We start from the raw sequence: 24,668 nt of genomic DNA on the forward strand, positions 1-24,668 counted from the left end.
CTGCGCCATGAGTCGGCCCTCGTAACCGGCGTAGACCTTCGCGAGCGAGATGACATGCTCACGGAGGGCATCGACGGCGGGAAGATCGTCCCTCATGGTCGTCTGCAGAATGTGGTTCTCCAGGAAGGTGTCGATGATCACGGCGGCCTTGCTCGGCCACCAGCGATAGATAGTCGTCTTGCTGACTCCCGCCTCGCGCGCGATGCGCTCGATCGAGAGCTGCTGCACCGACATCGAATCCGGCTGGCGCTCGTCGAGCAGCTTCATCGTCGCCTGGAGGATCGCCTGTCGGCTCTGTTCACTGCGAATTGCCACGGGTAGACCCTAGGTCCTCGGCGTCCGATACGGAACGTTCATTGTGGCGCGCCCGCTCATCTGGCGCTCCGGGCGCTCGTGGCGGCCGCGAAAGCCGCATAGCGTTCCAGTAGCGCCGCGTCGTCGACGGCGCCGGGGTCGACGACCTCGTCGACCTTCTTCCCCTGGAGCAGGCGTTTGACCGGGACCTCCAGCTTCTTGCCGGTCTTCGTGTGAGGGATGGCTGGCATCACGATGATGTCGTCGGGTAGGTACCGAGGCGACAGATGCGTCCGGATCGCTGTGCGAATGGCCGCGCGAGCGTCGTCCGCATCCGTTCCGGGAGTGAGGGCGACGAACAGCGGCATGTAGTAGTCGGCGCCGATCTCGACTCCTACGATCATCGCCTCCGTCACCTCGGGTACCCCCTCCACCGCTGCGTAGATGTCGGCAGAGCCGAGACGGATGCCGTTGCGGTTGAGTGTCGAGTCGGAACGCCCGTGGATCACGATGCCGTCGCTCGAGAACTCGATGAAGTCGCCGTGCCGCCAGACGCCCGGGAACATCGTGAAGTAGCTGTCGCGATACCGCTCGAAGCCGGGGTCTCCCCAGAACTGCAGCGGCATGGACGGCAGCGGTGCCGACACCACCAACTCACCTCGGCCGAGCGTGGGTTCGCCGTTCTCGTTCCAGGACTCCACGCGTACGCCCAGCGCCGGGGCCTGGATGTACCCGATGCGCACGGGCAGAGTCGGTACCCCGCCCACGAAGATCGAAGCGATGTCGGTGCCACCGCTCTGCGACGTGAGCCACACATCTCCGACGCTCCGGTAGACCCATCGGAAGCCGTCGGGAGACAGCGGGGAGCCCGTGACGGTCACCACCCTCAAGGCCGAGAAGTCGTGGTCGCGAGCGGGCTCGAGTCCCGCCTTCGCGCACGCATGGACGAAACCTGCGCCCACGCCGAGCACGTTCACCCGTTCGGCACCTGCCACCTGCCAGAGGCGGTCCAGCGCGGGATGGGTGGGGTTGCCATCGAGCAGCACGATGGCGGCGCCCAGTCCCAGGGCGGCGACCAGCCCGTTCCACACCACCCAGCTGGTCGATGCGATCGTGAGAACACGATCGCCCGGACGGATGTCGTCATGGATGCTGCAGAGCTTCAGCTGCTCGAGAAGCACACCGCCGTGGCCATGCACGATGCCTTTAGGGACGCCCGTCGTGCCGGACGAGAACAGCACCCACAGCGGGTGGTCGAACTCGACGTCGGCGAACTCGGCCTCGGCGGGGGCGGCGACGGCCTCCGCCCAGTCGCACGAAGCCACCGCGGTGTCGACCGGGCGCGCACGCGTGTGACCGGTCACCCAGACGATGCGGCGGAGGGTCGGCAGACCGCGCAGCACCTCGGCCAGTTCGGCTCCGCGGTGCCGGTCCGTGCCGCCCAGCTCATAGCCGGGCGCCGCGATCAGCATCGTCGGCTCGAGCTGGGCGAAACGGGAGACGATCGCCCCCGGGCCGAACTCGGGCGCGCACACCGACCACACCGCTCCGATGGACGCTGTCGCCAACAGCCCGATCACCGCTTCGGGGATGTTCGGAAGGATGCCGACCACGCGGTCACCGGGACCCACTCCGCTTTCGCGGAGGTGCGCAGCGAAGGCCGCGACATCGGCGCGCAGTCGCGCGAACGTGATCTCGGTGCGCTCGCCGCTCTCCGAGATCGCGACGATCGCCGTGCCCTCGTGCCCGGCGAGCAGCTCCCGGGCGTAGTTGAGTCGACGGCCGGGGAACCAGCGGGTGCGGGGCATCGGATCCGCGCTGCAGACGACGCCGGAGGCACCCTTCATCGCCACGCCGGCGAAGTCCGCCCACGCCGACCAGAAGTGCTCGGGCTCGTCGACCGACCATTGCCAGAGGTCCTCGTAGTCTTCGCCGAGCTCGACGCCGCGGGAACGCAGGAAATCGGCGAAGCGGGCGACGTTCGTCTGCGATTCGAGGGACGGGTCGAGTCGCCACGCGACCTCGCCGATGCCGGCTTCGGCGTCGACGATCATGGGCGCGCCGATTCCACCGGGATGCCGCGGCGCTGGGCGGCGATCTCGTCTGCCGAGAGGGGCTCGGTGCCGATCAGGACGAACGCGACGCGCGCGATGCGGTCGGTGCGGTTCGACCACGCGTGGCTCGTCGCGCGTTGCACGGCGACGTCGCCGGCCCGGAGCGTCGCTTCGCCGTCGTCCACCAGCAGGGTGATCTCGCCCTCGAGCACGATGGCGTAGTCGAGGGAGTCGGTGCGGTGGAACCAGAAGTGCTTTCCCCCGGAGTGCCTCGCCCCTTCGGCGGCCTCGGCCTTTCCGTCGATCTCGTCGAAGATGCGGTCCTGGGCGTCGCTCGGATAGGAGGCGTCCGGGGGAAACTCCGCGATGCGGAACACCGTCTCGCCGGCGCGGGGGAACGTGGGCGTGGCCGACCCCGGGCCGACGGGGTCGTCGTCGGACACATGGTCGGCGGGGTAGGCTGTCAGCCAGGGAACCGCGGCGCCGAAGCCGGGGATGACCTCGGACGCGAAGGCGTTCGGGGCGATGCCGTCGATGAGGATGACGGCACGGCCGTCGTCGTCGTGACCGGTGACGACGCGGCGCACTCGGGGAGATTCGGTCATGCGCTCAGGCCTCCTCGAACGGGAACGGCTGGGGGGTCGGCCACCAGGACGGGGTCTCCTTCTGAGCCGCGATCGGGGAGCGGAGCACGCCGACGCGTTCGAGTTCGAGTTCGAGCAGGTCTCCCGGCTGCAGGAAGCGGCGCAGCTCGGCGCCCGCGCCGAAGGCCATGGTGCCCGATCCGATCAGGTCGCCCGGCTGCAGGCCGTCGAACTGCGAGACGTACGAGACCGTCTCCTCCGGTGTCCAGATGAAGTCCTCGACGCGGGTGTCCGACCAGACCTCGCCGTTGACGCGCACCTGCCCGGTGAGTCCGATGATCGAGGGGATCTCGTCCATGGTGACGATCCACGGTCCGATCCCGTAGGCGAAGTCCTTGGAGTGCTGCGCCCCCATGCCTATGGGGCTCTCCAGGACCTGCACATCGCGGAGGCTGAAGTCGTTGAAGATCGTGATGCCGAACACGTGGTCTAAGGCGCGCTCGGGCGTCACATTGCGGCCGGGCTTGCCGATGATGTAGCCGATCTCGAGCTCGTAGTCCAGCTGCTCCGTGATGCTCGGGTAGGGGACGGTCTCACCCGAGCCGTAGAGGGTCGCCGTGGAGCCCTTGAAGAATCCCGGACGCTCGTACACCGCCCTGGTCGGCGTGGTCTTCATGACGTTGCCGAAGAAGTTCTTGATGTGCCCGTTGAACGTGAGGCTGTCTCGGAGCACCGGCGGCTTGATCGCGGCGACGAAGGTCGCGTCGTCCAGCGGTGTGGAGGCGTCGTCGGCGGCGGTCAGCGCGCGATGTGCGGCTTCGAGGAAGAAGTCGCCGGTGGAGATGCCGCGCGTGAGGTCGCCGAACGTCGCCGCAGCGAGGTGACGGGCGCCGTCCTCGGTAGCCCCGCCCCGCTGAAGGGCGAGCGCGTACGCCCGTCGCAGATCCACGACGCGGTTGTTCTCGGGCTCTGCCGCGATGACGCGCACCTCGCGGCCATCGGGGGAGTCGACGGCGATTCGTCCGAGCTTCATGGTACAACTTCCTTTTCTCAATGCGATACGCAACGTATGGTATCGGATTTGCGAGCGGCGAAGGGGTGGGTGGCGATGCCGCCCACCCCTGGGCTCACTCGGCTGTCTGCGGGCCGAGTTCCGGATTGTTGAAGAACTCCGCGATCTGGTCGTCGGTGAGGTAGACCCCATCCACAGTCAGATCCGTGCCGTCGGACTCGGACCACGACGGGTCCACGACGTCGCCGATGTTCTCCTGGTCGACGACGTAGGGCCCCCAGGCGATCTGGTTGACCTTCGGTCCCGCGCCCGCGAGCACCTTGAGACCGATCTGAGCAGCCGCCTTCGCGGCCGGGATCGGCGGGGTCGCCGTGCCGAAGTAGGGGTAGTCGGGGTTCGCCGCCGCGTACGCGGCCATGCCCTGCGACGCGTTGATGTCCTGAATCGGCGGGACCGGCATGCCGGCCTGCTCGAACGCGTCGCGGATCGCCCAGCCCATCGATCCGGCTTGGAACACGGCATCCACTCCCGCGGGATTGGTCGCAAGGTACTGAACGACGGCCTGCTGTGCCGCCGGAGGCTGGAAGAAGCCCTGCACCTGGCCGACGATCGAGACGTCCGGGCACAGTTCGAGCGCCTTGGCGATGCCGTCCTCGAAGAACAGCTGCGGCGGGATGCCGGGGACGCCGTCGACCTGCAGCACCGTCCCGCTGCCGCCGATGGCACCGAGGACGCCGGCGGCGGTCTCCATCGCCTGGAGATTCGAGTTGTTGGTCAGGCTGATGGCGTAGGGCGAGTCCAGCGGCACCACGGTCGAGATCACGGGGATCCCGGCGTCGTGCGCCTGGGCGACCAGATCGATGGCCGCCTCCGGTGCGGCGGGGTTGAGGAAGATGATGTCGGGCTGAAGCGAGAGGGCCTGGTTGAACATCTGAATCTGTCCGGGCACGTCAGTCGGGTCGTTCGGTGCGAGATTGGCGACGACCTCGACGTCCTGCGCCTTGAGCGATTCGAGCAGCTGCGCCTGGTAGGTGGCGATGTACGGGGCGGCCGGGGCCTGTCCGACGATCGCGGCGGTGAAGCCCTCGGTCTTGTCGGACTTCCAGTCCGCCCAGGCCGACTCCTGCACCTCGATGCCGTAGGCGTTGTATCCCGCCTTGACATCTGCGCTGAAGTCGTCGAGCAGGCCGTTTGGGTCGTTGGCGCCGAGCTGCGGGACGGAGCCGCATTCACCCGCGGCTGAGGCCGACGCGGTGTCGGTGGGGTTGTCGGTCGCGGCGGGCGTACAGCCGGACAGGCTGAGGGCACCGATGGCGGCGAGTGCTGTGGCGACGGTTCCCATCCGCGCCATGCGTGTGGGCTTGAGCATGTGTGGAACTCCTCTTTGAGTGGGCGCATCCGTTGCGCGAGTTCAGGATAGACACATTCGATACGGTTCGTCTAGTATCTGATGTACCGCCCTCTGTGGGTGAACTCGACGAGGAGTCAAGATGTCGGTTGCCGGGAGTGGGCTGAGGCTCACCGGGATCAGCAAGCACTTCGGTGCCACGCGCGCCCTGGTGGACGCGGAACTGGAGCTGCGCCCCAGCGAGGTGCACACGCTCCTCGGCGAGAACGGATCCGGCAAGTCGACGCTCGTCAAGATCATCGGTGGCGTCCACCGCCCCGATTCCGGCTCGCTGACGATGGGCGCGACGCCGCTCACGCTGCGCAGCCCCCGGCAGGCCCACCGGCGGGGGATAGCGGTCGTGTTCCAGGAGGTGCTCACCGCCACCAGCCAGTCGGTGCTCGACAACATCTGGCTCGGCACCGACGGCGTGTTCGTCCGGCGTCTTGCTCGCACCGCGCAGCGGCGCATCGCGGCCGACACCCTCGGCCGTCTCATCGACGGCATCGACCTCGACGCCCCCGCGGGAACGCTCTCGCTCTCGGAACGGCAGGCGATCTGCATCGCCCGGGCGCTGGTGCGCGATCCCGGCACCCTCGTCCTCGACGAGTCGACGGCAGCGCTCGACGTGCGCACCCGCGACCGGCTCTTCGCAGAGATCCGCCGGCTCACCGCCGACGGGGTCGGCGTGCTGTTCATCTCGCATCGCATGGACGAGGTCCAGGAGATCTCGGACCGGGTCTCCGTGCTCAGGTCGGGCCGCACCGTCTCGACCGTGGACCGTGGGGACCTCTCGGTGGACCGCCTCATCGCCGACATGACCGGGACCAGCGGGGTGATCCACGGGCTCGACCGCGACCGCCCGCTGGGTGATCCGACGCTGCGCGCCGATGGCGTGACACTCGCCGCCGGCGCGGCGCCGATCGACCTCACCCTGCGTGCCGGCGAGCTCGTCGGACTCGCAGGACTCGAAGGTCACGGCCAGGACGCGTTCCTGAAGCGCCTCGCCGGGGTGACCGCCGGCCCGGGCGCGGTGACCCGGGTGCTCAGCCCCGACATCGGCGTCCGGCCGGGCAACGGCGCGAAGCTCGGGGTGGCCTACCTCCCGCGCGAGCGCCGGGGCGAGTCGCTGTTCGAGTCGATGTCGATCCGCGACAACTTCGCCCTTCCGACACTGCGGCAGGACCGCCGGGGCGTGCTCCTGAGCAGCGGGCGCATGCGGAAGCGGTTCGCGGAGTTCGTGTCGGCGCTGAAGATCAGACTCGGCACGCAGGACGACCCGATCTCGAGTCTCTCGGGCGGCAGCCAGCAGAAGGTGGTCCTCGCCAGATGGCTCGCGACCGACCCGAAGGTGCTGCTGCTGAACGACCCGACGCGAGGAGTGGACATCATGACCAAGCGTGAGATCTACACGATCCTCGATCGACTGTGCGCAGACGGCATGAGCATCGTCCTGCTCTCGAGCGAAGTGGAGGAGCTGGTGGAGCTCGTCGATCGCGTGCTCGTGTTCCGGGACCAGTCGGTGTTCGCAGAGATCCCTCGCGAGAGCCTCACGAGCGAGGCGGTCGTCGCCGCCTACTTCGGTCAGCGGGCGGGAGCGGTCGCATGAGCCGCGTGCAGGGCATCCTCCAGCGGCGCAGCTGGGCGTTCGCCTTCGTGCTCGCGCTCATCCTGCTCGTCGTCAATCTGATCGTGAGCCCGAGCTTCCTCGCCCCCGAGCGGCTGCCCGCGACGCTGGCGACCCTCGCGCCGTTCGTCCTTGTTGGATTCGCGTCGACTCCGGCGATCCTCTCGGGCGGCATCGACATCTCGGTCGGGCCGCTGGCGACGCTGATCAACTGCCTCTTCATCGCGGTGCTGATCCCCGCAGGGTGGGGAGAGTGGTACGTCGCCGTGCCGATCCTGCTCCTCACCTCGGCAGCCGTCGGAACGGTCACGGGCATCCTCGTCGCGGTGGTGCGGCTGCACCCCGTCGTCGCCTCGATCGGCGTGTTCTTCGTGCTCGTCGGCATCGCGGTCACCATCTCGAAGCAGCCCGTGCCGGCGCCCCCGAACTGGAGCGAGGCGCTCGCCGGGTCCTTCGGCTGGTTCCCCGCGGCAGCCATCACGATGGGCGGCGTGGCGCTCGTCTGGTTCGTGCTGCGGCGGACGGCATTCGTCAGCAATCTGCTCGCCACGGGGGAGAGTGACATCTCGGCCTACGGCTCCGGGGTGAACGTCACCCTCGTGCGTGTGCTGTCCTACACGCTCGGAGGTGTGTTCGCCGGCGTCGGCGGCATCGCACTGTCGGCCCTCTTGCAGTCCTCGCAGTCCTCGCTCGCGACGACCTACGCGCTGCTGGGCATCGCGGCCGCCGTGCTCGGCGGCGCGAACCTCGGCGGCGGTCGCGGCGGGCTCCTGGGCACCTTCCTCGGCGCAGTGGTCATCTATCTGGTGCAGCAGCTGCTGACGGCGGCCGGTGTGCAGCCCAGCCTCGTCCAGGTCACCTACGGGCTCGTGCTCGTGCTCGGCGTGCTCCTGGGCGCGACCCTCCTCAATCCGCGACTGACAAGGAGCCGCGCATGACCGGACCCTCGACGGGCGTCACGCGATCATTGACCGTGCCGCTTCCTCCCGCCCGCGGCTGGGCGAGGGTGCGCCGGTGGGCCGTGGAGACCCCCTTCATCCAGGTGCTCGTGCTGATCGTGCTCGTCGCCGTCCTGGTCGCGCTCATTCCCGCCTTCGCGACGAGGCCGCAGGCCGCCGTCTCGATCCTGGTTCTCGCGTCGCTCCTCGCGCTCGCCGCCATGGGGCAGACGCTCGTGGTCATCCTGGGTGGGATGGATCTGGCCGTCGCGGGCTACATCCTGTTCGGGGCGATGATCGCCTCCAACGCCACCAGCCGGCTCGGCTGGCCGACGTGGATCGCGCTGCTGGTCACCGTCGTCGTGTGCGGCGGCATCGGGGCACTGGTCGGGGCTGCGTGCCACTGGCTGCGGATCCAGCCGCTGGTGCTCACACTCGGCGTCGGCGCGGTCCTCGCCGGCGGTTCGATGTTCCTCGTGAACGGCGACTACAACGGCCAGCCGCCGGAGGACCTGCGCGCGCTGGCGCAGCTCACCGGAACGACGTTCGGCCTGCCGATCCCGCCGATCATCCTGATCGTCGTCCTGCTGGGCGTCGTGCTGTGGCTGTTCCTCTCGCGCACCGCGACCGGCCGCCGATTGTACGCCACCGGGGTCAACCCGCGGGCGGCGGCGCTGACCCGAGTGAACACGGCCGCCATCTGGGCGGGCGTGTTCGCCCTGTCGGGCGTGCTGGCCGGCATCGCGGGCATGTTCATCGCGGCGTTCGGATCGGGATGGGCGCAGGGCACCGGCGACCCGTACCTCTTCTCGGGCCTGGCGGCGGTGCTCGTCGGAGGGACGACCTTCGGGTCGGTGCGGGGCAGCTTCACGCGCACCGCGCTCGGCGCACTCATCCTGACCGTCGTTGCGACGATCATCACCAGCCGCGGTCTCGCCGAGGCGCAGAGCCGCATCGTGTACGGCATCATCATCCTCGCGGTCGTCGCGCTGTACGGGCGGGAGCGGCATGTGCGGGACCGCTTCTGAGCCGGAGCGCTGGGGCGCCCGCGCGCGGCTGAGCCCGCGGAGCGGGCGATCGTGAGCGGACGGCTGGACGGCAAGGTGGCGCTCGTCACCGGCGGCTGTGGAGGCATGGGCGTGTCGCACGCGCGGGCGCTCGCGCGCGAGGGAGGTCGCGTCGTGATCGCCGATCTCGACGACGCCCACGGCCGGGACGTCGCCGAAACGCTCGGCGACGCGGTCTCCTTCATCGCCCTCGACGTCACGAGCACGCCGCAATGGGCTTCCGCGGTCGCACAGGTCGAGAGGACGTTCGGGCGCCTCGACGTGCTCGTGAACAACGCGGGGATCGTGGACTTCGCTCCCATCGACGAATACGAGGATGCCGCGTGGGATCGCATCATCGCGATCAATCTGACCGGCGCGTTCAAGGGCATCCGAGCGGTGACTGCGCTGATGGCGGCCGCCGGGGCGGGCTCCATCGTCAACATCTCCTCGACGGCGGGGCTGCGCGGCTTCGCGCGGGTCGCCGGCTACAACGCGTCGAAGTTCGGGCTGCGCGGTCTGACGAAGTCGGCCGCGATGGAGCTTGCTTCGCGGGGCATCCGTGTCAACTCGGTCCACCCGGGCAACATCGACACGCCCATGATCGACGGCTTCTTCGAAGACTTCGCACACGTGCCGATGCACCGCGCCGGCCGGCCGGAGGAGATCTCCGAGCTGATCGTCTATCTCGCCTCCGACGAGAGCTCGTTCGCGACCGGTGCCGAGTTCGTGGTCGACGGCGGCGAGACGGCCGGGCTGCCCGCGCAGTAGCGGGCGGCGCCGGGCCCGCGTCAGCCCTCGAGCAACTCCTGGCAGCGGCGGTCGACGGTGCGCTCCCACGTGTCGAGATCGTCGGCCGGAGCGGCCACGACGACGCGGTCCACGTGCCAGGAGCGCAGCCGATCGGCGGCCCTCCGGTCCGCCGGAGCGTCCACGGTGATCTCGAACTGCTCCCGGGGCCGCCCGATCGCGTCCGCCTCCTCGTACAGCATTTGCAGGAGGCCGCCGATGTGCGCGAGGTCTTGACCGAGCAGGAACACGCCGTCGCCCCAGTGCGCCGCGCGGCGCATGGCGGCCCGCGACCCGCCCCCCAAGACGATCGGTACGCCGGCCGGATCCACCGGCTTCGGATTCACGTGCAGGTCCCGGAAGGAGTGGTAGCGCCCCGCGAACTCGGAAGCGCCGGGTGCCCACGCCGCGCGCAGCACCTGCAGCGCCTCGTCGGCCCGTCGCCCGCGCTCGGTGAACGGCACTCCGAGCGCCGCGTACTCCTCGGCCAGCCAGCCGATCCCGAAGCCGGCGATCACACGTCCGCGCGACAAACGGTCGAGGGTCGCCAGGCGCTTGGCGAGGATCAGCGGATGGTGCAGCGGCAGGATCATCAGCCCCGTCGCAAGTCTCACGCGGTCGGTGAGGGCCGCGAGGTGCTGCAGCCACTGGAGCGGGTCGGGCAGGTCCGCATCGGCCGGGCCGCCCATCTTCCCGTCCGGGCTGAACGGGTAGACGGACCGGTACTGCGACGGCAGCGCGACGTGCTCGAACATCCACACCGACTCCGCCGCAGTGCGCTCAACCGCGGCGGCGAACTCGGTCAGCCACGCCGGGTCGGCGATGTGCGACGAGAGCGGGAGCACGCCGACCTTCATCCCGCCCCCTCCGCTGCGGTCCGTGCGGTCATGCGACGATGATCCGTTCGTGCGCGATGAGCGTCGTCGATCGCGGGGCGTCGATCAGGTCGCTGGCCAAGAGGCGTTGCGCTGCCTCGGGCTGCGCGGCGAGTGCATCCTCCATCGCGCGCAGGTGGCGCCACCACAGCTCCTGAACCCCGTCGTACTCGTCGTCGGAGACGGATGCCGCGCCCGCCGCGCCGAGATCGCCCGAGCCGTCGGCAGCACGGGCGACGTGGCCGATGGCGGTGCACCGCACATGCCGGGTCACCGCCAGGCGCCGACCGAGGTCCCGGTCGGCGGCGGAGGGCCAGCGGTCCGCGAAGTCGCTCCCGCTCACCTCGGGGCGCCGCCGTACGAAGACGAGGAGCTTGACCCCGCGTACACGCGGATCGAAGCCGTGCTCGTCAACGAGGGTCTCCTCGGAGGAGATCAGATGCCGGGGGCGCGTCAGATCGAGGAAGTTGCGCTCGTCTGCCATGAGCTCCGCGAAGCGGGGCTCATGGGGCATGGCCAGCACCGACGAGGACGTGGGGTGCCAGGTCTCGGCGCATCCGTCCCAGCTCGACGACGAGAACAGCTCGTCCAGCAGCGCGGGCGAGTCGTCCAGCCGCACGCTCTGCACGTAACGCGTGATGCGGCGGATGCGCGTGACGATCTCGGCGTGGTGGGTGATCCAGTGGTGCGAGAAGTCGGCTCGTGAGATGTCCGCTCGGCGCGAGAACGGGTCGAAGAGCTTGATGCCGGCCATGTGCGCTCCCGCGGCCGAGCCGGCGGTCAGTCCTTCTTCCGCGACTGCGCCACGATCTGCCCGATGTGGATGAAGTGCTCGTCCACGCCGGCGAGGTCGCGCGCCTTGCGGAAGCTGCGCACCGCGCCGAGTTCGCCGGCGCGCACCCGCGAGACGAGATCGGGGTTGGCGATCTGGGACCGACCGGCACCGATGAGGTCGAACTCGCGCGCCTCGAGACCGAGCCGCACGCGGTCGAAGTCGTGCTCCGCCTGGGAGCGGGGCTCCTCGTTCTCGAGGATGTCGTGGGCGAAGTCGGTGGACAGTCCCACGCTGCCGATGGCTAGCACCGGCGCGTCGGTGAACGACTTGACCCACGCGGGCAGGGTCAGCTTCGCGTCGAGCTCAGGCCACGCGACGGCGTCGAAGCGTCGTGTGGAGACGTTGAAGAGGTCGACTCCTGCGCTGCGCAGGCGCGCGAGGAACGGGCCGAGCTCATCCGGGTGCTCGGCGATGCGCGCGGTGTAGTCGACCTCCTTCCACTGGGAGAACCGGAACGAGATGACGAAGTCGGGACCGGTCGCTTCGCGGATCGCGGCCACGATCTCGGCCGGGTAGGCGGCGCGCTCCGCGAGGGTGGCGCCCCCGTACTCGTCGGTGCGCTCGTTGGTCTCGTGCCACAGGAACTGGTCGAGGAAGTACCCGTGGCAGGCGTGGATCTCGACGCCGTGCGCGCCGAGGTCCTGCGCGATCCGGGCGCTGTGGACGTAGGCGGCGAGCGTCTCCCCCAGCTCCTGCTCCGACATCGCCCGCCCGTTGCGCCGGCCTTCCTGCACGAGCCCCGACGCGCTGAGGGTGGGCTGATCGGGATACGGGTTGCTCATGCCCTCGACGACGAGCCGGATCGCCCCGGGGTGCCACAGCTGCATGAGGAACAGCACTCCCGGGGTGGCGAGCACCGTATCGGCCACCTCGCGCCACTCGGGCACCGTGTCGTCGCCGATGACGCTGAAGACCTGCTGCCAGTACGCGGCAGGGTGGTCGGGCGACGAGCCCTCGGAGATGATCAGGCCGCAGCCGCCTTCGGCGACCGCCCGCAGCGTGGGGGCCATCCGCGGGGTGGGGCGGAAGTCGAGCGACGCGCGCTGCATCGCCGGCAGAGCGAACCGGTTGCGGGCGGTTCGGCCGTTGATCGTGATCGGGGTGAAGAGGGGGTCGGGCGATGCGACGCCGTCGAGGACGGGGCTGGCGGCGGGGTTCTCCATGCGTGCTCCTGAGGGTTCAGGCGAGGACGCGAGAGGAGTCGCGGCCGGTGCCGATCTGCTTGTCGGGTTCTGCGGCGATGCTCTGGGCGGCGATGTAGCCGAAGGTCAGGTACGGACCCCATGTGCACCCGGCCGACCAGTAGGCCTGGCCGGACGCGGATGCGACGCAGTTGCCCACTCCGTAGAGGCCGGGCACGGGCCGCCCGTCTCCGTCGAGCACCTGCAGCGTCGCGTTCACCTTGGGGCCGCCCTTGGTGTCGAGAACCCCCGGTGCCAGGATGATGCCGTAGTACGGGCCCTCGTCCGAGAGCGGGTGCAGCGTCGGATCGAGCTGATCGCTGGCGCCGTCGGGATCGGCGTCGGCCGGGCGGAGCTGGTTGTCCAGTCCCATGAAGAACTGCTCGATCGCCGTCTGACCGCGATGGAAGTCGTCGTCCCGACCCTGGCGGGCGAAGACGTTGAACCGCTCGATCGAGGCCCGCAGCGTGGCGGCGAAGTCGTCGGCCAGTCTGGTGCCCACGGCGTCGTCGGGATGCAGCGCGAGCCGCTCGGTGAACCGCTCCGCCAGCTCCTCGAGGGTCTCCCCCTCGAGGAAGTACGGCGAGGTCTCGCCCACGCGGGGGATGAAGTTGCCGGCCGTGAGGTCGATGAAGCCGTCGTAGCCGTAACGGTCGCGGCAGCGCTTGTCCATCACGACGAACTGCAGGAAGTTCGGGTACTCGACGAGCGTCGGGTCCCACAGGAAGTGCGATCGCGTGCGGTCGTGATAGGTGACCTTCTCGTTGGCGATCCGGTGCCCGTACTTGTTGACCACGAGCATGCTGTCGCCCGCGCAGTTGAAGTTGGCGATGAGGGACGGATCGTGCGCGAGCGCCTGCTCCCACACGACCGGCGCCCAGAAGGCCTCGTCCATCTGGTGCAGCGGAAGTCCCAGGCTCTTGGCGATCGGCAGGAAGTCGCCGGTGTTCGTGACGGCGGCGCAGCCGCCCACGATGCGCCCGTTCATGTACTCGCGGGTGTAGGGCGTGTTGTGGGTGAAGCCGCCGCTGGCGAACACCACGGCCTTGCGGGCGCGGATCGACCTCGAATCCGTGCCGTCATGACCGCGGACCCCGACGACCTCGCCCGCGTCGTTCAGGTAGACGCCGTCGACGCGGAATCCCAGACGCACCTCGACGCCGAGCCGGTCCAGTGTGCGCATCATCCGCTCGATCGCGTTGCGCCCGTTGGACATCTCTTCCGCGTCGTCCTGCGGCACGACGTAGCGCCCCCGCGGCATCCGATCTTCCGGGACGTCGCTGTAGCTGGGCCAGCCGGCGATGTGCATGACCCGCAGCGCGCCGAGCTCCTCCAGGCGCGCGAGCGCGTCGCCGGCGTGGTCGAAGTAGGCCTCGATCAGGTCGTACTCCCACTGCGGCAGGCCGAATGTCGGGTCGGTTGCCGAGTACAGCAGGGGTCGCCCGACCCGGGCGAGGAACGCGATGAAGTCCTCTTTGGTCTCCACGTCGCCGAGCGCCCGCTGATAGCTGTTGTTGGGCACCATCATGCCGCCGCCGGACTTGGCGCTGGTCCCACCGGGAGCGACGGACTTCTCCAGCATGATCACGGATGAGCCGAGGTCGGCGCAGTGGATGGCTGTCGTGTCGCCGGCCACGCCCGTGCCGATGACGACGACGTCGGCCTCGGCGTCCCACGCCTGGTCGTCCGCGGGTCGGAGGACGGCGGGCTCGGAAGACTGCGGTGTGCTCGCGGACATGTCGGTCTGCTCCTGGAGACGGTTCATCGGATCGCTTCGGCGGCGGTCGCGACGGCGTCCGTGGAGGACGACGCGGCGATGTGCTGTCCGGCCAGCCACGCGAACGTGATCATCGGTCCGAGTGTGCCGCCGGCTCCCCAGTACGCGTGCGCCGACGGCGAGGCCGCGCAGTTGCCGACCGCGTAGAGGCCGCGGATCGGCCGTTCGAGGTGATCGAGCACACGACCGTGGACGTCGGTCTTGGGTCCGCCCTTGGTGTCGAGCGTTCCCGGCACCAGCAGTGCGGCGTAGTAGGGACCCTCGTCCGCGAGCGGCGCGAAGGTGGCGCTCGCGAGCCCGGCACCGGGGATGCGCTCCGCGAGGCGGCCCTGCGGTGCCTCCTGCCCGTCGACCGTCCACGACTGCGACTGCAGCGACGAGTTCGCCTCCATGAAGCCGGCGCCCTCGCCGATCGACGCGGCCGCCTCCTGCAAAGATTGCAGGTACTGCTCGATGGGCGCCTCGCCGCGGTGGAAGTCCTCGTCGCGGCCGTTGCGCCCGAACTCGTTGAACCGCTGGATCGTCTCGGCCAGGCGGTCCTCGAAGTCAGCGGCGGGGGCGACGCCGCCGATGTGGTCGGCGTACGTCGCGAAGCGCTCCCGGATGCCCTGTGCGAGCTCCTCCAGCGTCGCGCCAGAGATCACGTGCGCACGCTCGGCGTCGCTTGCGCCCGACGCCGGCATCATGCCGCCGTCGAGCATCAGGCCGCCGAACTCGTCGGCGTTGGTCTGATCCCACACCGCGATTAGAGGCAGGTTCGGGTACTCGGCCCGCGTGCCGTCCCATTCGGCGAGCACGGCGCACGATTCCGAGTAGACCTGCTTCTCGTTCGCCACGCGTCTCCCGGCGCGGTTGACGAGGAGGATGCTGCGCCCGACGATCTCGAACGTGGCCACCATGATCGGGTAGTCGGTGACCGCGTGCTCGAGCAGCACCATCGAGTTCCACGCGTTGTTCATGTTGCGAAGCGGCGCGCCGACACTCTCGGCGATCGGGATGAAGTCGCCCTCGTTCGTGGTCACCGCGCACCCGCTGAAGACCGGGTGCGGCAGGAAGTTGTCGCGCAGTTCGGCGTTGTGGGTGAATCCGCCGGAGGCGAAGACGACGCCCTGGCGCGCGCGCAGGGCGACCTCTCCTGCTGGCGTGGTCGCGATGACGCCGACCACCGCGTCGTCGTCCACGACGGCGCTCACCACCCGGTGCGCGACCCGTATCTCACCGCCGCGCTCGGTGAATGCGGCGCTCAGCTGACGGATGAGCTCGATGCCCTGGCCGGCGGCCCCGTCGGGCTGGATCGGCACCAGCACGCGGCCCGTCGTCAGGTGTCCGTCGACGAGCTGCGGGTAGTAGTCCGGGAAGGCGGGCATCCACATCGTGTGCATCGCCCCCATGTCTTCGAGCGCGTCGAAGGCCTTGCCGGCGTGGTGGGTGAAGGTGTGGAGCAGGTCGTACTCCCACTGCTCCAGGCCCAGTGTCGGGCTGGACGGTGCGAAGCGGTGCGGCCGCGACGTGCGGGCCTGGAACACCAGGCATCGATCGAGCGGGTCCTCGATGCCCGCCGCGCGCATGTGCCGGTTCGCCGGCACCCACATGCCCGCGCCCGACTTCGCCGACGTGCCGCCGATCGCGTCCGCCTTCTCGAGGAGCAGGACGCGCGATCCCGCGTCCGCGGCGACGAGTCCGGCCGTGAATCCGGAGGCCCCGCCGCCGACGACGATGACATCGGCCTCGCACGTCCAGGACTCGACCGCCGACGCGGCCACCACGGGCGGGTGGGTGGGTATGGACATGGACGACTCCTCTTCGAGTTGTTCATCGACGTGACCTGCGGCGAGGCCGCATAAGAAACGATACGTTTCGATTATATTCGTGGGCCGGCCCCGTGCGTCAACCCTCGGACTGCGAGAGGAACGCCTGGACGGCGTCGAACACATCCGTCGTCGCTGCCCCTGCGTAGACCGAGGTGGCGCCGCCGTCGACGGGCAGGACGATCCCCGTGACGAACGTCGAGGCGTCGCTCCCGAGCCAGAGCGCCGCCTCCGCGATGTCGCTGGGGAGGCCAAGCCGCCCGATGGGCTGCAGTCGCCCGTGGCGGGCGTTGAGGAACTCCGCGAACTCCTCGGCGCGCTCGAGGGGCACCCCGAAGCTGCGCGCCATGATCGGCGTGCGGATGATGCCGGGGGCGATCGCGTTGACCCGGATGCCCAGCGGTCCGAGTTCGGCGGCCGACTGGCGCGTCGCGCCGATCACGGCGTGCTTGCCGATGGTGTAGCCGGCAGTGCTCCACCCGCCCTGGAGCCCGGCCGAGCTCGCTGTGTTGATGATCGCGCCCGCCGACTCCTGCTTCTGGAACTGCTGTGCCGCGAATCGCGTCCCCAGCAGGGCCGAGCGCGCGAGCAGGGCGAGCGTGCGATCGAATCCTTCGGCGGTGAGCTCGAGCACGGGCGCGGGGTCACCGGGGGCGCCTGCATTGTTGAACATGATGTCGAGCCGCCCATACTCCGCCGCCGCGGCGTCGACCGCTGCGGCGATGGCGGCTTCGCTCGTGACATCGACATGCCGATAGCGGAGTCGGTCCCCGTGCACGCTCTCGAGCTCCGCGCCGCGCTCGTCATCGATGTCGGCGGCGATGACACGAGCCCCCTCCGCCACGAAGAGGTCGGCGGTGGCACGACCGATCCCGCTCGCCGCGCCGGTGATGACGGCGACCTTTCCCTCCAGCCTTCCGGCCATGATCTTCCCTTCCGGTCGCCGCGTCTGTACCGACGTGCCGCGGGCGACCGCGCGACACCGGGGCTTCGCACGGGACGTCAGATCCGGCAGATCTCCCGAGTGAGGATGCCGGCCGAGAACTCCGGCTCGGTGAACGTGAGCTCGTCGTCGGCGACCTTGTCGCGGTAGTGCTCGGTCGCGAACTCCTCATCGAGCGCGTCGAGCGACGCGAAGGTGAGAGCGCCGACGCCGTCGTAGCGGCTGTGCTGGAGGCGGGTGCTCGCGCCCAGGGGTGCGGGAGTGTCCTCGAGGCGGAGCAGACGCTCACGGGTGCCCGGCCCCTCGAGGGCGAGCTGCGCGTGCTGTCCTGTCCAGTGGGAGCTGAACTCGACGAATCGCATGCGGCGTCGCGACACCGGCAGCGTGAAGACCTTGACGGCGTCGGGCGGGACGAGGGCGTCGCTCTCCCACAGGACCTGCGGGGCTCCTCCGATTCCCGTCGGTCGTGCCGCCAGGATCGCCAGCCGCCGGGGCAGCCAGTCGTCGCTGAAGGCGCGGGAGACGACCCAATCGGCGGCGTCGTTCTTGCGTGCCCACCACGTCTCGAGCGCGGCGTCGAACGGCGCCGCACCGATGTGCGAGATGGGGACGCGACCGGCCACCGGCCCGTTGAAGGCCGCAGCGAGGAGGCCGGGGGCGTCGATGGGATTCTCGAGGTCGAGTCTCGTCCAGGCGTCGATGAACGAGCCGGTGTCGTGCGTGCCGCTCGAGCGGAGGAGCAGGACCAGCTTGAATGCGGGGGTCATCGCGTGTCCTCAGTGGGTCGGGCGCGCGGGAAGCATCCGCGCGGCGGTGTCGGCGATCTTCATCAGCAGGGCGTTGCCGGATGCCCAGATGAGCGCGTTCTGGGGCAGGGTCGCGCGCGCCGCGTGCGGATCCTCCCTCCCCATCTCCCGGTTCTTGTGGCAGGCGACGGGCACGTTCGTCATGAGACGCCGTAGGCAGGAGTTGCCGTGGTCGCACCAGACGATCTCGGACAGGCGATCGCCGACCACCTTGTTCGCGTAATCCGGATCGGCGAGCAGTTGCCGCGCCAGCATGGTGGCGTCGGCATGACCGGCCGCGATCGCGTCGGCGGCTTGCTGGGGATCGGGCGTGCTGGAGAGGAAGAGCGGGATGTCGCCCAGGGCGGCGCGGAAGATCTGCGGCTCGTGGTGATCGAGCATCGTTCCCGATCTCGAAGGGACGTTCGCCGCCATCGACTCGTAGTTGGCCTCGCTCAGCGAGACGAAGTCGAGCCCGGCCGGCACGATGTGCGCGACGACCTCGGCGAAGCCTTCGGGTCCCTGACCGCCCGGCATGTGGTCGTTGACGCTCACGCGGATGCCGATCGGATAGTGCGGACCCACGGCGACGCGCGTGGCGGCCACGGCGTCCCTCAGCGCGCGCGCCCGGTTCTCAGCGCTGCCGCCGTACCCGTCGGTGCGCTGATTCGCCAGTGGCGAGAGGAACGACGAGTAGAAATAGCACATGTGAGCGCCGATCTCGATGCCGTCGAATCCGGCCGCCCTCGCCCGCAGCGAGGCGGCGACGGTGTCGGCCTGGATCTGCGCGATGTCGGCCGCCGTGGCCTCGTCCGGCACGGGCGTGATCCTGCCGCCGGGGACGTAGACGTGGTCGGGGAGCCCCTGCGCCCCGAGCACGACGGGCTTCGGGCTCGCGGCGATGAGTCGTGCGCCGCCCCGGGGAACCCCCATGCGGCCGAAGCTCGGGAAGATCTGCGCGAAGACCTTCGCGCCGGCCCCGTGCACCGCATCGACCAGGCGGGCGAGGTCGGGAATGTACTCGTCGCCGTCGAACCGGAGGTTCGGCGTGAACGGCGATTCGTTCCAGCCTCGTGCGCTCGAGACCGCGCCGCCCACGATCACCAGTCCCACCCCGCCCCGCGCCCGGCGCTCGAGGAAGGCGATCGACTGGTCGCTGGCGCGCCCGTCGGCGGTCGGCCGCAGCACAGCCATGGGGCCGAGGACGATGCGGTTCTTGATCGTGACCGAGTTGACCCTGAGGGGAGCTCCGAGAGTGTCGGCGATGCCGGCGGTCGTCATCACGGCTGTCCCTTCGTCGGACGCGAGATGGTCTAAGCGTACGCTACGACCCGTATCGGATCGAGGTTCGCGTGCCGGGGTGGACACGCGGGATCACCTCACCAGGCAGTCGGGGGCGCAGAGGTCGGCCAGATCGACCGCGGCAGGGAGCAGGTCGAGGTCCGACCGCACGCTCGTGAGCACCTCGAGGCCGGAAGCGGGCACGCGTAACGAGCGCGGGCGGGTCGCCCACGCCGAGCCGGCAGCCTTGCCGAACCCGGCGGCGACCAGCAACTCGATGCCCTCGGCGACCTCGAGCCGGTTCGCGATCCTCGTGGCGACCTGCAGCAGCTCGAGGTACGCCGCCAGTTCCCCCGACCCGATCGCGTCGGCGCGTGCCACGAGCCCCTGCCCGGGGTACCCCGGGATCATCTCGGGCACGCTGCCGAGCAGCATCGCCTCGTTGTCGACCGCCATCGCGTCGAACGGCGGTCCGAGCAGAGTGGCATCGGCGCGACCTTCGAGCAGGGCCTCCAGACGCTCCTTCACCCCGCCGACCTCGAGGAATCGCACGTCGTGAACGCCCGCCTGCTCGAGCAGCCAGCGGGCCGCCAGCGCGAATCCGTTGGCGGCGGCATCCACCGCGAAGCGCCGGCCCGTCAGCTCCGCCAGCGTCGTCGCATCGCCGATCCCGAAGACGCTGAGCGGCGTGGTGCTCTCGATCTGCGCCACGAGCTGCACGTCGGCTCCCGCCGGAACCCAGGCGAACAGATTGTCGATGGCGGTCACTGCGAGGTCGATCTCGCCTGCGAGCAACTCGGCGAGCTGTTGCGGGCTGCCGCTCGTGCGCCGCGTGCTCAGCGCCACGTGGTCGAGCAGACCGTACGCCTCGGCGACGATGAGGGGGACCGGGGGAACGAACTGGCTCTGCCTGAGCGTCATCGACTCGCCTGCCAGGGCGGCAGCCGGCCGCTGGGGCCGCGCACCGCGTTGCGCTGCGTGCCCAGGCCCGCGATCTCGGCCTCCATCACGTCGCCGTCGGCGAGGAAGCGTCCCCAGTGGGAGCCGTTGCCCGCGGGCGAGCCGGTGATGAGAAGGTCACCCGGCTGCAGCACGGCCATCGAAGACGCGTAGCTGAGCAGCGCAGGGATGTCGAACGCAAGGTCTGCACTCGTGGCGTCCTGCATGACCTGCCCGTTGAGCCGGAGTCGCATCGTGAGCACGCCGGGGTCGGGCACGAAGCGGGCCGGCACCAGCCAGGGCCCGGTCGGGAAGAAGCCCGGCTGGTTCTTCGCGCGGAACCAGTCGGTGCCGATCTTGGCCATGTCGTCGCGAGGCACCAGCGAGCGCACGGTGAGGTCGTTCACGATCGTGTACCCGGCGACGTGCCGCAGCGCGTCATCGGCGGCCACGAGGTGCGCAGCGCGACCGATGTAGACGCCGAGCTCGAGCTCCCAGTCCACGTCGCGTCCGACGTCGGGAAGCACCACGTCGTCGCGGGCGCCCGATACCGCCGACGGCAGACCGGTCCAGATGTACGGGTCGCCGCGGCGCACGCGCTCGTCGATCTCAGCGGCGGCGTCGGCGCGCAGCGTCTCCGGCGAAGCGCCGTCGGAGCCGAGGCCATGGGCGACGCTCATCTGGATGATGTGCTCGCGATAGTTCGCGCCCGCGGCGAGCACCGGACCTACCGGCTGCACGGGCGGCAGCATCCGTCCTGCGCGATCGGCGAGGAGCGCCTCGGCGTCGCCGACGGGGTCGGCGCCGCGCTCGAGGTGCGCGGTCAGCACGTCGAGATTGCGGTCCCAGTCGGGGAACAGGTCGGCGGTGCGCGCGACGGCGGGGAGAGCGGCACGAATGTCGAACACGCGCTCGTCGTGGACGACGCTGGGGATGACCTCCCCGTCGAGCTGGAGCGAGGCGATCGCGAAGGAGGTCATCGCTCGCGGCTCACAGCGGCGGGGCGACGAAGAGGTGACGGTCATCGGAGTCGTTGAACATCTCCTTGGTGATGAACTCGTCCATGTCGCCACCGGTTCCCCACTGGTCGGACGTCTCGGGCTGCTGCACGTCGTAGATGTGCGGGTGCCACGAGTCCTCGTCCAGCTCTTCGAGCTCGGTCGTCAGCTCCATCGTGTTGCCGTTGGGGTCGATGAAGTACGTGAACGTGTTGTCGCCGGCGCGGTGACGGCCGGGTCCCCAGATCTTCCGGTAGCCGGCACGGATCATGCGGCCGCTACCGTACATGTACTCGTCGATGCCGCGCATCTCGAACGAGGCGTGCTGCAGCGACGCGTGCGGACCGCGGGCGATGGCCATCGAGTGGTGCTGGGAGCTGCAGCGCATGAAGTAGAAGAGGTCGCCGACGTGCGGGTGGTTGAGCGTGTCGGAGAGGCGGAATCCGAGGTGCCTCTCGTACCAGGCGCGCATCTCTTCGGGTCGATTCGAGTTCAGCACGACGTGGGACAGGCGCACCGGGATCGCCTCGCGCTTCTCGATCTTGCGGTGCCGGCGAACCTCGACATCGGTGGACACCTCGACCGTGCGGCCCTCCAGATCGAAAAAGCGGAACCCGTACCCGCCGCCGAGGGTCTGCAGATCGGTCGGCTCGAAGACCAGCTTCACGCCGGCCGTGGCCAGGGCCCCGGCGAGGCCGTCCACCGCTTCACGGTCGGCGGCGCCGAAGGCGAGCAGGTCGAGGCGCTTGTCGGTGGCGCGGCGCACGCGGGTGATGTACTGCTCGGGCGAGCCTTCCGCAGCGAAGTAGACGACGTCGCCGTCGTCGTGCTGCACAGTCAGTCCCCAGTGGTTCTTGTAGAACTCGATCTGCTTCTCGAAGTCGGGGACGGCGATGTCGAAGTGGCGGATGTGGGTGATGGGGCTGAACGACATGATGTGCTCCTAACGCGATTCAGCGGTGAGATCTGCGGCGCCGGCGAGCGAGGGGATCATCAGCAGGAGCCGCTCGAGCTCCGGTGCGGTCCCGGCGGTGCCGAGGGTGTAGTGGTCGGGGCGCAGGACGGCGGCGCGGGCGCCTAGCGTCGCGAGCAGGTCCGACACCTTGGCCGGATCCAGCAGGGTCACGGTCTCGGCGTCGTCCTCCAGAGCCGCGCGCAGTGCCGGCGAGAGATCGTCGAAGAGCGCGCGCTCCGTGGCGACGAGGAAGTGCGATCCGACCATGTCGTCCAGCCGGATGCCGTCTGCGAGGATCGGCTGGGGTCCGAGCTTTCCGCCCCCGCCGTGCTCGCCGGCGTGAAGGCCTGGCCCGAGCGCCGGCGGCTCGGGAACCGCCGACGAGCCCGGGTGGGCACGGATGTACTCGTCGCGACCGCGAGCGACCTCGGGATCGGTCGTCTGGATGATGACGGCCTGGTTCGCAGCAGTCTCGACCCAGAAGGTGGCGTGCGGCTTGCGTTCGCTCTCGTAGGTGTCGAGCAGGCTCTCGTCCGCTGCGCCGCGCGCGACCAGATCGAGCTTCCAGACCAGATTGGCTGCATCGCGGATGCCGGCGCACAGGCCCTGACCGAAGAGGGGAGGCGCCTGGTGGGCGGCGTCGCCTGCGAGGAAGATGTTGCCGCGCCGCCACTCGCGTGCGATGCGCCCGCGGAACGTGTAGATGGCTTGCCGGTCGGGAGTGAACTTGTCGGCCGGCAGGGCGCCCCGGCTGATGCGCTCGACCGCGGCGGGCGTGACGATCTCGGCGGGGTCGTCGTCGGGCATCAGCATGAACTCCATGCGGACGCGGTCGCCGGGCAGCCGCAGCCACAGGGCGGGGCGCGTGTAACGGCCGAACTGGATCATGTCGGCCTCGTAGCCGGGTGCGTCCACCAGCTGGCCGTCGACAACCAGCCACTGGGCGTCCTCGCCGTACTTGTCGCTCTCGATGCCCAATCGATGGCGGATCCCCGACCGGGCGCCGTCCGCGACGATCGCCCAGCGGGCGCGCGTCATGCGCAGCGCGCCGCCTGCATCCATCGAGGTGACCACGACGCCGTCGTCGGTGTCGGCGACGTCGGTTACCGTCTCGCCGCAGCGCAGCGCGACACCGGGCGTGTCGGCGACGACTTCGCGGAGGAGCTGCTCGACGTCGGGCTGGTGGAAGCTGATGTGGTCGTTCCAGCCCTGCTCGCCGATCCGGTCGGTCGGAGCGTGGACGAGCACCTCTTCTGCCTCGTTCAGGATCGCGACGTCGCGCATGGGGATCGTGACCTGCTGGAATCGGGCGGCGACGCCGAGGCTCTGCAGCGTGCGCATCGTCTCGCCGTCGAAGTGGACGGCGCGGGCGGTGGGCCACAGGTCGACGTCCTTCTCGAACGCGACGGCGCTGAGCCCCGCTCGGCCGCACAGCGCAAGCGCCGTCGATCCGACCGGCCCGCCTCCGACCACCACCACATCGACATCGAAAGTCACGGAAAACACTCCTTCGTGTTCAGTACGGATCGTATCGGTTCCTGGATACGTGTGCCTGCAGACCCACTATGCAACGACATCCGTGATCGCGTAACGACCAACGGCTCATAACCGTCATCCGAAAATCAGATGACGGATTCCGCCACCCGGCGAAGAAGGCGGCGGAACCACACGTGCTCGACATCGTGCTCGCGGTCGGGAAGCCACCAGAACGCGTCGTGCACGGGGGCCAGATCGAGCGGCGGGCTGAACGCGCGCAAGCGCGGGTGCATCGTGATCGCCATGGCGGCGAGGCCTTCGGGTACTGCTGCCACCCGGTCCGTCCCGAGGATGAGCGAGGGGATCACGAAGAAGTGCGGCGTCACCGCTGCCACCGCGATCTCGATGCCGCGGAACTGCAGTTGCCGCCGCGCGGGGTTCATGTCCTCTCTCGCCGCGAGATTCTGCACCCAGGGTCGAGTGAGCAGCTCATCGACCGTCGGTTCCTCCGAGACGCCCGCCGCGGCATCCACGAGACAGACCCATCGCTCGAGCGGTAGATCGACATGGGGCTGATCGACGAGATAGCCGTGGGGGAGGATGACCGCGTCGATCGTGCGCATCGAGTCGGGGAAGCCGTTCACGAGCCGAGCGTCGACGGGCGGGAACTCGAAGCGGACGTTCGGAGCCTCGCGGGCGGTGATGGCGCTGAGCGCGGGGGCGATCCGCGCGACAGCGTAGTCCACGCCGGCGATGGTGAACGTGCGGGTGCTGGTCACGGGATCGAAGCGGCCCTGCAGCTGGAACAGCTGATCGGCTTCTGCGAGCACCTGGGGGAGGGCGGCGAGCAGGCGCTCGGCCAGCGGGGTCAGGGTGTGGCGATTGCCCCGGCGGATGAGGAGCACGTCGCCGTAGTGCGCGCGCAGGCGGGACAGGTGGTGCGACATCACCGGCTGCGAGACGTGCATTCGGGCGGCGGCGCGGGTGACGCTGCGCTCCTCCAGAAGCGCGCGCAGCGGCTTCAGCAGGTTGTAATCCGCCGGCGCGGCCACATGCACCCACCTCTCGCGAGCGCGGGGCGACG

At 69.6% G+C, this 24,668-nt stretch carries 22 protein-coding genes; 4 read left to right on the plus strand and 18 right to left on the minus strand.

The genetic code is table 11. From position 1 onward, the window contains the following. From ACTHNQ_RS11990 to ACTHNQ_RS12010, 5 genes are all read right to left on the minus strand, one after another. Positions 1-315 (minus strand): TetR/AcrR family transcriptional regulator (locus ACTHNQ_RS11990; protein WP_440333670.1); only part of this gene is annotated, 315 nt, incomplete at its 3' end. 56 nt (positions 316-371) lie between these two features. Next, positions 372-2,348: an acetoacetate--CoA ligase gene (locus ACTHNQ_RS11995; protein WP_440333672.1), complete on the minus strand. Its 1,977-nt coding sequence runs from the start codon at positions 2,346-2,348 to the stop codon at positions 372-374. Beyond that, positions 2,345-2,953 (minus strand): cupin domain-containing protein, encoded by a 609-nt coding sequence (locus tag ACTHNQ_RS12000; protein WP_308866516.1) that lies wholly within the window; start codon positions 2,951-2,953, stop codon positions 2,345-2,347. The genes ACTHNQ_RS11995 and ACTHNQ_RS12000 overlap by 4 nt, the downstream gene beginning before the upstream one ends. A 4-nt stretch (positions 2,954-2,957) precedes the next feature. Then, positions 2,958-3,965, minus strand: coding sequence for a fumarylacetoacetate hydrolase family protein (locus ACTHNQ_RS12005; protein ID WP_308866517.1), 1,008 nt, complete (start codon positions 3,963-3,965; stop codon positions 2,958-2,960). Between the two features lie 94 nt (positions 3,966-4,059). Continuing rightward, entirely contained in the window at positions 4,060-5,313 is a 1,254-nt protein-coding gene (locus ACTHNQ_RS12010; protein WP_308866518.1) for a substrate-binding domain-containing protein, read from the minus strand. Between the two features lie 121 nt (positions 5,314-5,434). Here ACTHNQ_RS12010 and ACTHNQ_RS12015 point away from each other — a divergent pair, with 121 nt between their 5' ends. Genes ACTHNQ_RS12015 through ACTHNQ_RS12030 form a run of 4 tightly spaced genes read left to right on the plus strand, consistent with a single transcriptional unit; the run spans position 5,435 to position 9,713 of the window. After that, a complete protein-coding gene (locus tag ACTHNQ_RS12015) occupies positions 5,435-6,940 on the plus strand; it encodes a sugar ABC transporter ATP-binding protein (protein WP_440333675.1) in 1,506 nt (501 codons plus the stop codon). Then, the gene (locus ACTHNQ_RS12020; RefSeq protein WP_440333677.1) at positions 6,937-7,896 is read left to right on the plus strand and encodes an ABC transporter permease; all 960 of its coding nucleotides are present in this window, start codon (positions 6,937-6,939) and stop codon (positions 7,894-7,896) included. Before ACTHNQ_RS12015 ends, ACTHNQ_RS12020 begins: the two co-directional genes overlap by 4 nt. Further along, entirely contained in the window at positions 7,893-8,924 is a 1,032-nt protein-coding gene (locus ACTHNQ_RS12025) for an ABC transporter permease (RefSeq protein WP_440333679.1), read from the plus strand. Before ACTHNQ_RS12020 ends, ACTHNQ_RS12025 begins: the two co-directional genes overlap by 4 nt. A gap of 51 nt (positions 8,925-8,975) precedes the next feature. Continuing rightward, positions 8,976-9,713 (plus strand): glucose 1-dehydrogenase, encoded by a 738-nt coding sequence (locus tag ACTHNQ_RS12030; protein ID WP_308866522.1) that lies wholly within the window; start codon positions 8,976-8,978, stop codon positions 9,711-9,713. Positions 9,714-9,733: 20 nt separating this feature from the next. On the opposite strand, the gene ACTHNQ_RS12035 is transcribed toward ACTHNQ_RS12030, so the two are convergent. From ACTHNQ_RS12035 to ACTHNQ_RS12095, 13 genes are all read right to left on the minus strand, one after another. Beyond that, positions 9,734-10,588, minus strand: coding sequence for an LLM class F420-dependent oxidoreductase (locus ACTHNQ_RS12035; protein WP_440333681.1), 855 nt, complete (start codon positions 10,586-10,588; stop codon positions 9,734-9,736). Positions 10,589-10,616: 28 nt separating this feature from the next. Beyond that, the gene (locus tag ACTHNQ_RS12040) at positions 10,617-11,360 is read right to left on the minus strand and encodes an EthD domain-containing protein (protein ID WP_440333683.1); all 744 of its coding nucleotides are present in this window, start codon (positions 11,358-11,360) and stop codon (positions 10,617-10,619) included. Between the two features lie 26 nt (positions 11,361-11,386). Then, positions 11,387-12,604 (minus strand): oxidoreductase, encoded by a 1,218-nt coding sequence (locus ACTHNQ_RS12045; RefSeq protein ID WP_440333685.1) that lies wholly within the window; start codon positions 12,602-12,604, stop codon positions 11,387-11,389. A 16-nt stretch (positions 12,605-12,620) separates the two neighbouring features. Continuing rightward, positions 12,621-14,360 carry an FAD-dependent oxidoreductase gene (locus ACTHNQ_RS12050; protein WP_440333687.1) on the minus strand — a complete coding sequence of 580 codons (1,740 nt, stop codon included), beginning with the start codon at positions 14,358-14,360 and terminating at the stop codon, positions 12,621-12,623. Between the two features lie 23 nt (positions 14,361-14,383). After that, entirely contained in the window at positions 14,384-16,189 is a 1,806-nt protein-coding gene (locus ACTHNQ_RS12055; RefSeq protein ID WP_440333689.1) for an FAD-dependent oxidoreductase, read from the minus strand. 97 nt (positions 16,190-16,286) lie between these two features. Further along, positions 16,287-17,132: an SDR family NAD(P)-dependent oxidoreductase gene (locus tag ACTHNQ_RS12060; RefSeq protein WP_440333691.1), complete on the minus strand. Its 846-nt coding sequence runs from the start codon at positions 17,130-17,132 to the stop codon at positions 16,287-16,289. A 77-nt stretch (positions 17,133-17,209) separates the two neighbouring features. Further along, the gene (locus ACTHNQ_RS12065; protein ID WP_440333693.1) at positions 17,210-17,917 is read right to left on the minus strand and encodes an EthD domain-containing protein; all 708 of its coding nucleotides are present in this window, start codon (positions 17,915-17,917) and stop codon (positions 17,210-17,212) included. A gap of 9 nt (positions 17,918-17,926) precedes the next feature. Continuing rightward, the gene (locus tag ACTHNQ_RS12070) at positions 17,927-19,216 is read right to left on the minus strand and encodes an oxidoreductase (RefSeq protein ID WP_440333695.1); all 1,290 of its coding nucleotides are present in this window, start codon (positions 19,214-19,216) and stop codon (positions 17,927-17,929) included. A 93-nt stretch (positions 19,217-19,309) separates the two neighbouring features. Beyond that, positions 19,310-20,137 carry an ABC transporter substrate-binding protein gene (locus tag ACTHNQ_RS12075; RefSeq protein WP_440333697.1) on the minus strand — a complete coding sequence of 276 codons (828 nt, stop codon included), beginning with the start codon at positions 20,135-20,137 and terminating at the stop codon, positions 19,310-19,312. Beyond that, positions 20,134-21,135, minus strand: a complete 1,002-nt coding sequence (locus ACTHNQ_RS12080) for a fumarylacetoacetate hydrolase family protein (protein ID WP_440333699.1) — start codon at positions 21,133-21,135, stop codon at positions 20,134-20,136. Before ACTHNQ_RS12080 ends, ACTHNQ_RS12075 begins: the two co-directional genes overlap by 4 nt. Before the next feature lie 10 nt (positions 21,136-21,145). After that, a complete protein-coding gene (locus ACTHNQ_RS12085) occupies positions 21,146-22,087 on the minus strand; it encodes a VOC family protein (RefSeq protein WP_440333701.1) in 942 nt (313 codons plus the stop codon). Between the two features lie 9 nt (positions 22,088-22,096). Beyond that, positions 22,097-23,605: a bifunctional 3-(3-hydroxy-phenyl)propionate/3-hydroxycinnamic acid hydroxylase gene (locus ACTHNQ_RS12090; RefSeq protein WP_440333703.1), complete on the minus strand. Its 1,509-nt coding sequence runs from the start codon at positions 23,603-23,605 to the stop codon at positions 22,097-22,099. A 125-nt stretch (positions 23,606-23,730) separates the two neighbouring features. Beyond that, positions 23,731-24,636, minus strand: a complete 906-nt coding sequence (locus tag ACTHNQ_RS12095; protein ID WP_440333705.1) for a LysR family transcriptional regulator — start codon at positions 24,634-24,636, stop codon at positions 23,731-23,733. Positions 24,637-24,668 lie beyond the last annotated feature (32 nt).

This window comes from Microbacterium sp. (assembly GCF_051953575.1).
Taxonomy (GTDB): domain Bacteria; phylum Actinomycetota; class Actinomycetes; order Actinomycetales; family Microbacteriaceae; genus Microbacterium.